The organism is Enterococcus sp. AMC1086, assembly GCF_058216575.1.
Genome location: NZ_CM177100.1, coordinates 516,116 through 529,586 on the forward strand (window position 1 = coordinate 516,116; position 13,471 = coordinate 529,586).

Annotated in this window: 14 protein-coding genes; 13 read left to right on the forward strand and 1 reads right to left on the reverse strand. The window is 32.2% G+C overall.

Going from position 1 to position 13,471, the window contains the following annotated elements; translation table 11 throughout:
* Positions 1-453: 453 nt before the first annotated feature.
* The 7 genes from AC4BC4_RS02535 (at position 454) to AC4BC4_RS02565 (ending at position 4,986) form a co-directional block, all read left to right on the forward strand.
* Positions 454-1,158, forward strand: a complete 705-nt coding sequence (locus AC4BC4_RS02535; protein ID WP_490476667.1) for a hypothetical protein — start codon at positions 454-456, stop codon at positions 1,156-1,158.
* A 136-nt stretch (positions 1,159-1,294) separates the two neighbouring features.
* On the forward strand, positions 1,295-1,504 hold the full coding sequence (locus AC4BC4_RS02540; protein ID WP_490476668.1) for a hypothetical protein: 210 nt from the start codon (positions 1,295-1,297) through the stop codon (positions 1,502-1,504).
* Between the two features lie 697 nt (positions 1,505-2,201).
* Positions 2,202-2,444 carry a hypothetical protein gene (locus AC4BC4_RS02545; protein WP_490476669.1) on the forward strand — a complete coding sequence of 81 codons (243 nt, stop codon included), beginning with the start codon at positions 2,202-2,204 and terminating at the stop codon, positions 2,442-2,444.
* A gap of 324 nt (positions 2,445-2,768) precedes the next feature.
* Positions 2,769-2,945 (forward strand): hypothetical protein, encoded by a 177-nt coding sequence (locus tag AC4BC4_RS02550; RefSeq protein WP_490476670.1) that lies wholly within the window; start codon positions 2,769-2,771, stop codon positions 2,943-2,945.
* 44 nt (positions 2,946-2,989) lie between these two features.
* The gene (locus AC4BC4_RS02555) at positions 2,990-3,382 is read left to right on the forward strand and encodes a hypothetical protein (protein ID WP_490476671.1); all 393 of its coding nucleotides are present in this window, start codon (positions 2,990-2,992) and stop codon (positions 3,380-3,382) included.
* 29 nt (positions 3,383-3,411) lie between these two features.
* Positions 3,412-4,074: a hypothetical protein gene (locus AC4BC4_RS02560; protein ID WP_490476672.1), complete on the forward strand. Its 663-nt coding sequence runs from the start codon at positions 3,412-3,414 to the stop codon at positions 4,072-4,074.
* 375 nt (positions 4,075-4,449) lie between these two features.
* Positions 4,450-4,986: an HdeD family acid-resistance protein gene (locus tag AC4BC4_RS02565; protein ID WP_490476673.1), complete on the forward strand. Its 537-nt coding sequence runs from the start codon at positions 4,450-4,452 to the stop codon at positions 4,984-4,986.
* Positions 4,987-5,110: 124 nt separating this feature from the next.
* Here AC4BC4_RS02565 and AC4BC4_RS02570 read toward each other — a convergent pair whose 3' ends face one another.
* Positions 5,111-6,388: an ISL3 family transposase gene (locus AC4BC4_RS02570; RefSeq protein ID WP_438756097.1), complete on the reverse strand. Its 1,278-nt coding sequence runs from the start codon at positions 6,386-6,388 to the stop codon at positions 5,111-5,113.
* Positions 6,389-6,849: 461 nt separating this feature from the next.
* Between AC4BC4_RS02570 and AC4BC4_RS02575 the strand changes: the two genes are divergently transcribed.
* The 6 genes from AC4BC4_RS02575 (at position 6,850) to AC4BC4_RS02600 (ending at position 13,433) form a co-directional block, all read left to right on the forward strand.
* Positions 6,850-7,473 (forward strand): nitroreductase family protein, encoded by a 624-nt coding sequence (locus tag AC4BC4_RS02575; RefSeq protein WP_490476674.1) that lies wholly within the window; start codon positions 6,850-6,852, stop codon positions 7,471-7,473.
* Positions 7,474-7,499: 26 nt separating this feature from the next.
* The gene (locus tag AC4BC4_RS02580) at positions 7,500-8,591 is read left to right on the forward strand and encodes a FecCD family ABC transporter permease (RefSeq protein ID WP_490476675.1); all 1,092 of its coding nucleotides are present in this window, start codon (positions 7,500-7,502) and stop codon (positions 8,589-8,591) included.
* Positions 8,592-8,593: 2 nt separating this feature from the next.
* The gene (locus AC4BC4_RS02585; RefSeq protein ID WP_438757352.1) at positions 8,594-9,358 is read left to right on the forward strand and encodes an ABC transporter ATP-binding protein; all 765 of its coding nucleotides are present in this window, start codon (positions 8,594-8,596) and stop codon (positions 9,356-9,358) included.
* Between the two features lie 39 nt (positions 9,359-9,397).
* Positions 9,398-10,405 (forward strand): ABC transporter substrate-binding protein, encoded by a 1,008-nt coding sequence (locus AC4BC4_RS02590; RefSeq protein WP_490476676.1) that lies wholly within the window; start codon positions 9,398-9,400, stop codon positions 10,403-10,405.
* Positions 10,406-11,314: 909 nt separating this feature from the next.
* A complete protein-coding gene (locus AC4BC4_RS02595) occupies positions 11,315-12,421 on the forward strand; it encodes a tyrosine-type recombinase/integrase (protein WP_490476677.1) in 1,107 nt (368 codons plus the stop codon).
* Positions 12,422-12,761: 340 nt separating this feature from the next.
* Positions 12,762-13,433 carry a winged helix-turn-helix domain-containing protein gene (locus tag AC4BC4_RS02600; protein ID WP_438757349.1) on the forward strand — a complete coding sequence of 224 codons (672 nt, stop codon included), beginning with the start codon at positions 12,762-12,764 and terminating at the stop codon, positions 13,431-13,433.
* Positions 13,434-13,471 lie beyond the last annotated feature (38 nt).

A 13,471-nucleotide genomic window follows, 5' to 3' on the forward strand; every position in this document is an offset into this window, starting at 1 on the left:
ATCTAGAGAAAAAATATGCAATTAAAAAAAATTACGCAGTTGCTGCTGTCTTTTAGGGGTTGTATATATGAATGTATGTACTAAATCTATGAACAGAGAAGACTGTTGCCAGCATTAGAAATAATCCAATAGATTTTAATCTTTAGCATGTTTCCTATTACTTTAATTAAGTTGATTGCGTATTTTCTAAAAAACGAAAAAAAGAAATGACTGCTTCATAATTTTGGAAGCAGTCATTTTTTGTACACTTGTAGTAGTGATAGCCAAACGTTTTCCGTAGGTGTGGGTTCCGATATCGTCTCTTTCCAAACCAGATGCCACTTTTTGAAATATTCAGTTTTAAATACGGATAAGTCAATAATTATCTCAAAAGAAAGCGACTTGAAATTTATAGAACAGGTGCAAAGAAATTAAACGAGAAATGATTCCCGAAAAGGATAGGAGATAATAATAATGAAGAAGTTAGAAAAAATAGTTTTAGGCTTAATTTTATTCTTACCAGTGAGTACTTCAATATATTTTGGGAAAAATTGGCAAGAGTCCTTATTATTGCTATTAGCTTCTGTTGCATTTATTTTGTTAATAAATATAGAAAAGTATGAAATATTAAAGCTAAGTAAAGATGGTATAGAAATAAAAACTAAGATAATGAAACTCGATTTATACTTGGGTGAGCTGAAAAAAAATGTTGTTAATCTACTGAATATTCAAATGGACGTAGTTAATAGACTAGGAAATGATGCATACGGTAGTTATCTTGATATTAAAGAGATAATTAAGACCATAGAACAAGGTCAATTAGAAGATCCAACGATAGAAAAAAAAGTTAAAGCTATGCGCAAAAAACTAATCTATTCAATGATCAGACAGCTAGAATTGCAATATTTGGATATTAGGCGCTCTAATGATCCTTGTGGTGACAATGCCAAAGAAACTTGGTTAGTTTTAATGAAGAAATTAATACCAACTTATTCTGAAAATGAATTTGAATATTTTAGTTATTCTGAAGATTTTGAAGCTCCTCCAAAAGAAACAATAGTTAAAGCAGTCGATGAATTTGTTACAAAAATGATTAGCTACTATCCAGAAGAAAAGGAAAGTTATATTAATTGGAAAAAGAAAACAATGGAAATAATTAATTTTAGCTTTACAGTCTAAAAAAATGTGATACGAGTTTTATTCCCAAAAAGGATCGATCAGTAGGAGGAATGTGTATGTTGTTGAGTAAGTGTTTAAACATAATAGCAGGCATTATTATGTATTTTTGACGGTTGGTTTAATATTCAATTTAGCTATGTATGAAGTGATTGGTACTAAGCTGTATACTTTAGAAGCAGCTGTTATTTTAGTTGTATGTATCGGTTTGTCTGCTACACTGTCGAATTTTTCAGATAAGTATGAGCTGGATAAATTTCATGATTATTGTGATAAGAATGACATTCCTCACACTCTAGACAACTATAATATTTATCAGTTAAAAAATGGTAATCTCAAAAAGAATTAGTTAGGAGAAAAGAATCAGTAACTAGAAGATGAAGAAATGGGGTACATCGATGCAATATAAAAAAAGTAAATTAGACTATTTGAGAAAACTATTCGAAGTTTTTGTGACCTTAGTAGCTATCTTGAATTTACTTGAAAGACAATACAAACCTATTGCTACAAATAAAATTTTATGGATTATTTTTATTTTAATACTTTTAATCTATTGTATTTCTTTGTTCACTAAAAAGTTTTGGTTAAAAGTAATATCTTTAGTATTTTTTTATTAAGTTTTTCTACAGTAAGCTTATTAGCTAATTTTGATGATAACCTTATGTCTATTGTTATGGTTTTTTTGAATATAATTGTTCTCTTATCTACTACAATAATAGGCGATGATGAATTGTTTCACTTTTTTATATTAACTAATAAAAAAAAATATTGTTATACTTTTAGTATGGTTGCTGTAATTGTCCTTCCTGTAACTTTTTATCTACTTCCGTACATAGAAGAATATAATAAAAATAAACCTAATCAAGTATCAACTATGCTGTCTGTGAATGCTTTATTACCTTTAGGAATTTTAATCATGACTTACTTCTTGATACAAACAATTTCATTTTTTAGAAATTGCGTTACTAAAAGTAACTAGAAAAATTTACAGAACTAAAGAATATACAGGAGAAAGTATTCTCAAAAAGGATCAGTAGGAGGAACGCATGAGAAAACAGCTTAAGAACAATACAGTAGGAATAACAGCATTCTTTTTAACAGGAATATTTCTTTCTATATTTATTGGAATAGGTGAGACGCTGCCATGTGAAAATATATATTTTAAAGTAACACTGAATATCATAAAAAATCTTACTAGTTACGTTTTTGCACCATTTTTTATTGGAATAATACTATTATTGCTTCCTGAAATTTGGAAGATCAACGAAAAGTTTGATAGTGATCAGTAACTGGCAACATGCTCCAGAATCAATAATGATTGAAGTTGTATTATAAAAAAGGATTAATAAAGGTGGGTTATAAATGATGGTGAATAATATAATAAAAGTTCTATTCATAATTTTTGTTGTGATATTACCTTTTATTAGCTATAGAAATCTTAAAATAGAAGCTACTGGAAAAAAGAATAATGCTTACTACTTTTGGAAGATATTGTTTATTGTTAGTATTATTATTCTTGTCTCTTTAATACTACCTACTTTAATTTATTTTATTATTAGCAGATAAAAAAGAATATCAAAAACGATCAATACAAGAAATGAGGACCTTTAAGTATGAAGAGTAACATTCAGCAAGAAGAGCGAATTATAAATTTAACAAATTTTTTATGGGAACAAATTATCGTAGTTAATTGTAACCTTGATATAATTTTACTTTTGTCAAAAATGAAGAAGAAGTACCCAGAAGCAATGGCATTATCTCCAGCATATAATCCTGTCTATCTATCATAACAAGATTATATGATAAAAACGGGAAGCGTACGATCATTTCCTTATTGGAATGGTGCGAAAAAAATCCTGAAACTATTGTCGCTATTCAAAATAAAGTTGGAAATAAACAATTAACTCTTAACCATTTTAAGTCTGTGTTAGTGGAAGGAAGAAAAGAATATAATTCAATGCTACCAAAACTTTTAAACTTAACAAAATTGAGGGATAAAGTAATTTCGCATAACGATTCCAAAAGTTTGGATTCGCTAGATAAAGTTATAAATGAAAATCCAATATATTTCTCAGATGTAAGATATTTAATTGATTTTGCTTCGGAGTTCACCAAATGTATAATTACCTATTTAACTACTGTCGTAAGGAATCAACATGCAAAAAATATAGGTGATTTAGAAATCACACTTAAACAAGTGGATAATGTTCTCAAAAAGAATGAATAATAGACTACTAAATTTAAAAGGGGTAAATTATGGGGAAAAATATTGAAGTTGTTAAGAAAATTGAATCCATAGATTTATATAAAATGATTTACAAAAAAGCGTGTAATTCTTTTTGGGAAATTAGACCAACATTTCTTTTTCTGACAGGTTTATTTTTAATAGCCATAGTGATTGCTCAAGCTCTAAGCAATTTTCTATTTAATTACACAGGAACGATTGAAGTAGAAGGTTTGTTCAAATTATCTTTATTTGTATTAGTACTCTGCGGTCCCGGCATAATTGTTATTGTTAAAAACAATAAATGTAACAGGAACAATAGTAAATATGTAAGCTATTTGAAAAAAATTAAAGAAGATAGAAATTTAGATAGTAATGACCTTGATTCTCTCATAGAAGATATTCAAAATTTAAAAATAAAATATAGAGATGAGAGGAATTATATCGCTAATATTTTATTTAAAATAGGAAATTTCTTCGTTTTCCCATTAACAGCTGCAATTTTTACAGGACTTATTAATGACGTATATACTGCAGTAATTATTCTAAGCTTTTTAAGTACTCCAGTAATATCAATGTGTTTATCTTTTTGGTCTGATTTTGATTCTTTTAAAAACTTTAAAAATCTTGGAATCAAGAACTATTATCTTGTTTCAGTAGTTGAAAGAGAGTTAGAATACATGAAAAAAATATAGGTGGTAGTAAATTCTCAAAAAGGATAATTTGTAGTGTCAACAGTTTAGGGGGTGTAGTGTCAAATCCTCGTCTAACTCTATATAGAGCTAGTAAATTAAAATACTAATATAAGCTTTCATACTAACCGTTTCTAACAAGTCTAGTTCTATTCAGAACTAATACAAGCAGTTTAGTTTTGCTAAATCAGTATCCTTAAATAGCAATCAACTATATTTAAAACGTATCCTATAAAAGATATACCACTCAAATATAGCTAATTAATCTATCATAGTTCATAAAAATAACAGTAAATAATTCATATTATTCGTTTTATTTTAAGAAATTCGATACAATATAAGTTAGAATCAAGTAAAGTTTTACTGGAGGAGATACTAATGAATAACGTTATGGAGCAACTAAGAAAATATGCACTGTTACGTGGAATTGTGTATATGATTTTTGGATTATTGATTTTGTTTAATCCAAGAAGTGTATTTCAAGTAGCTGTCTATTTTATATCAGCGTATATTGCGATTATGGGTTTATTAAATCTTTATGATGGGTTTAAAGTGAAAAAGGCAACAGGTACCTACGGCATGAGTTTCCTAGGTGGAATTGTGTTATTAGTGATTGCAGGGATCGTACTTGTGTTTGCAAAAGGAATTGTAAGTATTTTACCGATTTTCTTAGGTTTAATAATTGTAATTGTTGGAGTCATTCGTGCAATTCAAGCTGTGAATATACGTGCATATGTAAATGTCAGCTGGTTACCAATGTTGATTTACAGTGTGATTTTAATTATTGCTGGATTAGTTTTAACGTTTAATCCATTCAGCAGTTTATTGGTACTTTTCCAATTATTTGGTGGTATTCTTATTTTTATGGGAATTGGCGAATTTGTTTCGTTCTTCCAGTTACGCAAAATCAATTAAGAGTTGATCGTATAAAAGTTAAACTATAGCTAAAATCGGGTTCTACGTCAAATTGTGTTGGTAAGCCAAATAACTGAATAGAAATCTAGGTCTGGTAAGGATAGAACATTCTTATCAGGCTTTTTTATTGTTGTGAAAAAATAAGACCTTGAATAATATAAATACGTGAACGAAAATGATAAAAGTTTCGATAGCCATAGGCTACCCGTTTGATTACCTTAAGTTTATTGTTTAACCCTTCAGTGACACCATTAGAATAAGGGAAGCGAAAAGAATTTTTAATGCCTTCTTTATATTTGTTAAAGAAGAGTAATTTCTTTTTGAACCAGTGTGGTAGCTGATTATCTAGCTGTTGAAGATACTCAAAAAAGAGTGTATGTTCCCGATGAGAAAAAGCATATTTTAAGTATTGAACCGTATCATAGCCTGTCCGTAGGACAGCATCATAGTGCAACAGTTCATCGACAATATCCTGTTGACTTAATGGTCGTTTAAATAAGGGCTGGTATGCTCGACAGTTTATATCTAATTTATCGGAATCTTTCAATAGTAGCTTCCAATAGCGTTTTAAGCGACGGTATTGTTTTGGTTTAGAACTTTTTAAGCGGTTCATCGTTTGAATTCGCAATTGGTTCAACGTACGATTCATTTGTTGGACGATATGAAAGCGATCCGTCACTAATTGAGCATTAGGAAAGACCGTTCGAAGAAGTTGATGGTAACTAGCGTTCATATCTGTTACGAGATACGCTACATGTAGCCGAGCTTCACGTGTAAAGCGCATGAAATGAGCGGTCAATTTGTGTAGTCGTCTATCTTCCAACACTTCTAACAACTGATTCCGTTGTCCATCCACACAAATAAAGCTCATACTTCCTTGGCAAGATTTCATGGATTTAAATTCATCAATACATAAAATTTTAGGGAGGAAGTTCCAGTTTGTTCGATAATTTTGTGATAGTCTATCCATCATTCTAAGGACTGTTATGTCTGAAACAAAGTGCTTTTGAGCAATCATTTTTCTTGAAACATTCTTTTTCAAGTCAAGCATAATTTGGTATTGAAGCTGTTTAGATAAGTGATGATGTTCTTCAATCAGCTCTGTATGAGCGTGAAAAGTAGTACCACATTCATGACAAAGAAAGCGTGTCCGTTTTAGCTCTAATAGAGTGAAACGTTCATTAAAAACAGGCAATTGAGCTGTTGTTGTATGACTGCCATTTTTGATGATTTGTCCATGATCGAGGCTTCCACATTTCTCGCAATGGGTAGGTGAATAGGTCAGCTTGGCTTTAATCACTTGAGCTTGCACTCCTTTTACTGTTCTTTGTTCCAACCAATTTTTTTCAAACCAGAGGTTTTTGTCTGTAAGTCCGAGCAATAATCTGGTATTCTTATCCATAGGGAACAACCTTTCTGATGATTTGTGGTTTTTGTCGATTTCATTTTATCAGTTAGTTGTTCCTTTTTTGTGTTTAAATGCTTAAAAAAGTGCTGGTAGAAAGTCTTTTTTGATTTCCACCAACACAATATATTATAGAACCTAAAATCGGATCTAACGATTTTAGCTATAGTTTTTTTGTAAGCAGAAAAAAATTTAAGACAAATGCATTCATTTCTATGTATCGACAGACATAGAATATTCTCTCAAAAGTAGCTGCCTATTTGTTTAGATAGAAGAACATTCTATAGTCTAAAATAAGTAAAGTTTTTTGCTCTCAAAATGAAAAAGAAACTTGCAAAAAAAATAATGAAATGGTACTCTTAAATCCTAATTGAGAATGATTTTCAATTTCAATTAATACGAAGTTTTATTCTACAGAGCTACCAAATATATAATGACAAAAGAATAGGAGTAAAATGATGGATATTGAATCAATCGAACAAGTCATTAGAGAGCGCCGAACCATTCGAACATTATCGGATCAAGCGATTTCTATGGAAGTTATAGATGAACTATTAAGAATCGCCAGTTATGCCCCGTATCATTCGAAAGAAGAGCCTTGGGATATAATTATCGTTAAGGCTACAGCAGATCGTCAGTTATTTGTAGAAAAAATTATGGAAAGCTATGATAGATTAAACATTTGGGCACGTTACGATCAGAAAAATCTAGCAACCGCTAAAAAAAGAACACAAGAGTATTTCCTGGATGTCCCTGTGACATTGATTGTGACAGCGCCAATACATGAAAGTGAAAAATTGAACTTGGAAGCAATTGGTGCCGTTTCAGCCTTTATCCAAAATTTTCAATTAGCGGCTTGGCCTAAAAAAATTGGTGTCACTTGGCGGACGATCCCAGTGATTTTTGACGAAGTATTCAAACAAGCAGTTGGTGTAGAAGCAAATCGACAAATCATCGGCTTACTTGATATCAGCGCAGTAGAGGAAAAGGTGAAACTACCGACAAGTCGCAGAAAACCGGTGGAACAATGGACAACACAATTGTCTGAGAAAGTAGCAAAGATGAGTGAAAACAATGGGTAGCTCAGATATACAGGAGGCGTATTTTTTTGCAGGTAATCAAGGTAAGTGATGCAAAATCCAAGACTAAAAATCAAAATCTTTTTCCGTGGATTCTATTATTATTAGTACTATTGATCTTTTTTTCGATTCTCTATTCATTGATTAATGGACAAGCGAATATTTCGATGGAAGATGTATTTCAGATACTTTTAACTAAGTTATCTGGCGGACGACTTGGATCCCTTGATGGAATCACCAGTAACTCTGCAGTAAACATTATTTGGTTTGTTCGGACACCAAGAGTGATCCTAGCTGTTTTTGTGGGAATGGGGTTGGCAATAACAGGTGCTGTAATGCAGGCTGTTGTTCAAAATCCTTTAGCTGATCCGTATATTCTAGGTATTTCTTCTGGCGCTTCATTGGGAGCGACCTTTGCCATTTTAGTTGGATTTGGTACGGGAAGTATTTTTGCACAATTTGGCTTGGCTTTTGGTGCCTTTGTTGGTGCGATGGCAGCAGCTTTTGGTGTGCTTATTTTATCAGGAATCGGTGGTCGTATGACGTCGGTCAAGTTGGTTTTATCTGGTTCAGTGATTGGCGCGTTGTGTAGCTCTATTTCAAGCTTTATTGTATATCTTGCGAACAACGCTGAAGGTATGAAGACCGTGACATTTTGGGCAATGGGGAGTTTGGCTTCTGCGAGTTGGAATAAGTTGGCTGTTTTATCGATCACGGTTATTGTGATCACAGGTTTCTTCTTATTTCAACATCGTATTTTGAATGTCATGTTGTTAGGCGATGAAGCGGCAGTTACGCTGGGTGTTCCTTTGAGCAAATACCGTCAGTTGTATTTACTTTTAGCTGCTCTTTTGACGGGTGTGATTGTAGCCTATTCTGGTATGATCGGTTTCGTGGGATTGATTATTCCTCATATCGTACGTGGATTTATCGGGTCAAATCATAAACAGCTGCTACCGATCGTGGCATTGTCGGGTTCTCTTTTTATGATTTGGGCTGATTTACTGTCACGAATCATGATTCCAAGTGTTGAACTGCCGATTGGAATTATTACATCAGTGATCGGTGCACCGTTATTCATCTACATTATTGTCAAAAAAGGCTACAATTTCGGAGGCTAACAATGGAATTAACTGTAAAAGACTTAGAAATATTGATTGGGCAAGAATCGATCGTTAAAAGCATCTCTTTTCAAACGCAAAAGAAACAATTTGTGGGGATCATCGGAGCGAATGGCTGTGGTAAATCAACGATGTTAAAAGGAATCTATAAAGGAATTAAGCCAAAAGCGGGTCGTGTGTTTTTAGATGAATTGGATCTTTTAGCTGTTTCTGAAAAAAAAGTAGCTCAAAAATTAGGCGTAGTGAATCAATTCAATGAATTGAATTTTGATTTAAGCGTTTTTCAAATGGTTTTATTAGGTCGAACACCGCATAAAAAATTATTAGAATCGGATACACAAGAAGATATTGAGATTGTGATGGATGCGTTGGCTAAGACGAATTTGACCAGCTATTCTGATCGAAGTTTCTTGTCATTATCTGGTGGTGAAAAGCAACGTGTGATTTTAGCTCGAACGATTGCACAGCAACCTAGCTATATGATACTGGATGAGCCGACCAATCATTTGGATATTCGCTATCAACTAGAAATATTAAGTTGTGTGAAAAATCTTGGAATTGGTGTTTTAGCCGCACTTCATGATTTAGAATTAGCCGCACATTATTGTGATTATATTTATGCGATGAAAGCGGGAAAAATAATTGCTGAAGGAAAACCAGAAGACTTATTTACAGCTGAATTGATCGAAGAAATATATAGCGTCAAATGTACGATTTATCAAAATCCCGTGACGCATCGTATAGGGTTTGCCTATTCGTTGGACTAGTGATTATATTTAAATTTATATGTAGAGGAAGCGAAAAAAATGAAAAAAGCACTTATTCTTAGTTTATTAGGTTTTACAATGTTGACAGCTTGTAGTCCAAAAGAACAAAAAACTGTTGAAACTCCAAAAAGTGAAGGGTATCCTATAACGATTCAGAACTTTTCCAAAGCAGAAGGCGCAGAAAGTTGGCAAAAGAAAGATCAAACGTTTGATAAAGCACCTGAAAGAGTTTTAGCGAACACACAGCCTGCCGCAGAACTTTTATTACATTTAGGATTAAAAGATAAAATTGTCGGTGTAGGTGCTGTTTTCGGTGAGCCAGATAAATCAGTCGAAAAAGAGTTTAATGAATTGAATCATTTATCAACGGACTATATTGGCAAAGAAGTGGCTTTAAGCGTTGATCCAGATTTAGTATACGGGCGAGGTGGATTATTTGATAATCAAGATTGGGGTGTAGGTACCGTTGATACACTTAATGACATGGGAATAAAAACCTTCGTATTGAACTCTTCTGTAACGAACGGTACGTTTGACTCGATTTATGATGATATTGATAATTTAGGCAAAGTCTTCAATGTAACGAATAAAGCGGATGAATTCAAATCTGAGTTGAAAGAACGTCAATCAACCTTAGATAAAAAATTAACTAAAATCAAAGACGATCAAACCTTTGCCTATCTTCATACAACAGATCCAGCCGAATTATATGTTTATCCTGCTCACAACGAAACATTTTTCAACGATATTTTTAAAATGGTAAAATTGGATAATGTCTTTAAAGAGGAAAAAGGCGAAGTCAGCGTGGAAAAATTGATTGAAACAGATCCTGATGTCTTGATCGTGGCCGATTGGCAAACGATGAAAGGCGGAATCTCCGGTGAAAAAATGATTGATTCTGTACTGAAAAATAAAAAACTTTCTAGTATGAAAGCAGTTAAAAATAAACAAATTTATGCGGTTGATTACAATTATATGTTTGGCTATGGCTATCAATCATTAGAAGGAATAGAAAAATTAGCGGATCAAATGTATCCAGAGAAATAAAGCAGCTACTTCCATACTTAGCGATTAGCATACAAAATGAGTCTCACGATGTGTTAATCAATAGTACAGTTTTTGATAATGTAATAACATAAAGTTGGTATACCGCTGCACTATTCTAGATAAACCAATTTTTTGTCTAAAATAGTGTGAAGAGTTGAAATTCGCTGCAATCAAAAGTATAAGGTTATGAACTATTCAATGTGGTCGTAATAACCACAACAAATGCGATAAAATTTTCAGAGAGTCAAACGTTTTGGGAACATTGCAAGTAGTTCTTTTGAAAGGGACAGTTACACAAAGGGGCGGAACTAAACCACATTAGCAGATTATTATGTTGAATATGAAGGAAAGAACAACGATTCATTAAAGTGCTTCTAGTTTAGAACGCGTTGCTTCTACTCACATCATTTATTCTGATTTCTTAAGGCTAGGACATAACTCCACGAGTTATATCTTAGCTTCTTTTTTTAGTGGCTAATCATCGTGTCCCAAAAAAAATGATATATAAAGTATAAGAAAAGTATAATTTTGTATAATTATGAATGATTTATATGAATAGTATAATAAAATGATATTTTGTCATGATGTTTTTTGAATGAAATAATTATAGATAGAATTTAGAATATAAACCCGAAAAGACACAAAAATAAGCTATTTTAAGCAAAATAGCTCTCTTGTGAGTTCATTGAAATTTATAAATAGACGTAAATGAGAGAAAGATTTATGTCTTGGAATTTTATATACTAAGTAAAATATTGTGATTTCTTTATTAATTATAGATAAAAAAAATGGAAAATACAATAGTTTTTTTATATGTTTCATAAAAAACGTCGATAACCCTTTATTAACAAGACTTTGCTTTACTTATTTTAATGCCGTCAAATAAGCCGTCAAGAAAGGAAGAATCACATGGCACGTAAAGGTGAAAATATCTATAAACGAAAAGATGGTCGTTGGGAAGGCCGTTATAAAAAAGGACGTAAAGAAAATGGTCAATTAAAATATGGCTATCTTTATGGAAAAACATATACTGAAGTGAAAAATCGCTTATATTCTTATAAATTGAAGTACCAAACCATTGTTCAACTCCGTGGAGAAAGTACGTGTACTTATGAGGAATGGGCTCTTCAATGGTTGACGCAACACCAACATTGCCTAAAAAGTGCTACTTACAGCACGTATCTTTATAAATTGACAAAATATGTGTTTCCAACGATCGGACTGATTTCGTTAAATGAACTAACGAGCGAACAGCTACAAAAACTGATCGATCAGTGGCAATATCAGGGTTTGAAGCCGACCACCATTCATGTATTGTATCAGATCATCAAAAAATCATTAAATGAGGCCTATGAACAAGAACGGATCATCCAAACCCCCTGTCAGCGAATTCGATTGCCCAAAAAGCAAAAAGTCCACGCAAAAGCATTAACCAGAGCTCAACAAACTAAATTAGAAACAAATGTCAAAGCATTACCGCTGTATAAAGGATTACCCGTTTTGTTAGCGCTGAATGCAGGACTTCGTATTGGAGAAATCGCTGCATTACGCTGGGAGGATATTGATTTAGATCGCCGAACGATTCATGTCCACCAAACGTTTCAACGCGTGCCTATCATAGGAGGAGGGGAACGCACACAATTGATTTTTGATCGTTCAAAAACGGACTGTTCCGACAGAATAGTCCCGATAAGTCATACATTGTATAAATACTTAAAAAAATGGAAGAGAAAAACCACAAGTAGATATGTCTGTTCGAATAAAAGTACCCCGTGTGAGCCAAGACTATTGACCTATTATTTCCACAAAATTCGAAAGAAATGTGGGATTATTTCCGTGCATTTTCATCAATTAAGGCATACTTTTGCGACGCGATGTATTGAGACCAACGGGGATGTCGCTTCCGTAAGCAAATTATTAGGACATAGTTCCACCCAGACGACATTGGATGTTTATACAGACTCGTTGATTGAAAGTCGACAACGAGTGATTGCACAGATGGATCAAGCAAAATAAAAAAATACAGTTGAAAGAGTAAATAAAAAAACAGTCGTTTTTATTTATGGCTTTTTGCCATACTCTTTTTTGGTAGCGTTTTCTATATTTGGTGTTTTATAAAAAATATGAACTATTTAGTATTGTTTTTTTTTAAAACAGATGCTTTTTTATTTTTCTTTTTCTTTTTAAGCCGTCATTTATAGTCAAAAAAGCAGTTGAATAACTTACCTAACTTGATTTTACAGTTGATTACTTAGTATATAAAATTCCAAGAAACAATTGAGATAATTTTTTTATAGAATTTTGATAAAAAAAGATAGAATATTATTGTTTAATAAATGGAAAAGGAGTGAATGATGTGTCAAAAATTGGCATTTTATCAGATCAAAAAGAGTTAGAACAAAAATTGACACAGTTATTTCCAGAAGAACGTTATCAATTAGTTTCATTCAATGATAAAAAACAATTTTATCATGTAGATGGATTGATTGTTAATTTAAACAACGATAACCGACTGGCTGAAACTATTAACTGGTTATTACATTCGAAATTGAATCCTAGTGTATTTATATGGATATTGATCCCTGAATTGTTAGAACAAGAGCAAGATATTTTATTTAAATTAGGAGCAAATGATATATTCACTTCTTATGAGAAATTAAAAAAACGCTCGTATGTAATTAAGAATACACTCTCTCGCGTTCAACAGCAAGAAACAAAGCTTACTCTTGGAAAAAACTATTCTTCTTTTCTCAGTACAACGAATCAATCTGTCCTTATAAATGGAAAAGAAAAACAACTGACTCGAAATGAATATAAAATTATTCATCTGCTATTTAGTCATTTTGATGAAACGTTGAGTTATGAAGATATCTTTAAAAAGATCTGGCCTAAAATAGACTACGATAAAGAGGATTCGAATTTTAGGATTTCGAATGTTATTTTTCATTTGCGAGCGAAAATAGAAGAAAGTAATGAATTTATAATTAAAACTACAAGAAGTAAAGGCTATAGGTTGACGGAAAAATAGCGATATCTTTAAGCTAGTTAAAAAATTCGTTACAGTAT

Bases quoted from the DNA above. Each gene is read 5' to 3' on its own strand.
- AC4BC4_RS02570 (WP_438756097.1), bottom strand. From the start codon at position 6,388: ATGGATAAGAATACCAGATTATTGCTCGGACTTACAGACAAAAACCTC.
- AC4BC4_RS02565 (WP_490476673.1), top strand. From the start codon at position 4,450: ATGAATAACGTTATGGAGCAACTAAGAAAATATGCACTGTTACGTGGA.
- AC4BC4_RS02550 (WP_490476670.1), top strand. From the start codon at position 2,769: ATGAAGAGTAACATTCAGCAAGAAGAGCGAATTATAAATTTAACAAAT.
- AC4BC4_RS02545 (WP_490476669.1), top strand. From the start codon at position 2,202: ATGAGAAAACAGCTTAAGAACAATACAGTAGGAATAACAGCATTCTTT.
- AC4BC4_RS02590 (WP_490476676.1), top strand. From the start codon at position 9,398: ATGAAAAAAGCACTTATTCTTAGTTTATTAGGTTTTACAATGTTGACA.
- AC4BC4_RS02595 (WP_490476677.1), top strand. From the start codon at position 11,315: ATGGCACGTAAAGGTGAAAATATCTATAAACGAAAAGATGGTCGTTGG.
- AC4BC4_RS02560 (WP_490476672.1), top strand. From the start codon at position 3,412: ATGGGGAAAAATATTGAAGTTGTTAAGAAAATTGAATCCATAGATTTA.
- AC4BC4_RS02585 (WP_438757352.1), top strand. From the start codon at position 8,594: ATGGAATTAACTGTAAAAGACTTAGAAATATTGATTGGGCAAGAATCG.
- AC4BC4_RS02575 (WP_490476674.1), top strand. From the start codon at position 6,850: ATGGATATTGAATCAATCGAACAAGTCATTAGAGAGCGCCGAACCATT.
- AC4BC4_RS02535 (WP_490476667.1), top strand. From the start codon at position 454: ATGAAGAAGTTAGAAAAAATAGTTTTAGGCTTAATTTTATTCTTACCA.
- AC4BC4_RS02540 (WP_490476668.1), top strand. From the start codon at position 1,295: ATGTATGAAGTGATTGGTACTAAGCTGTATACTTTAGAAGCAGCTGTT.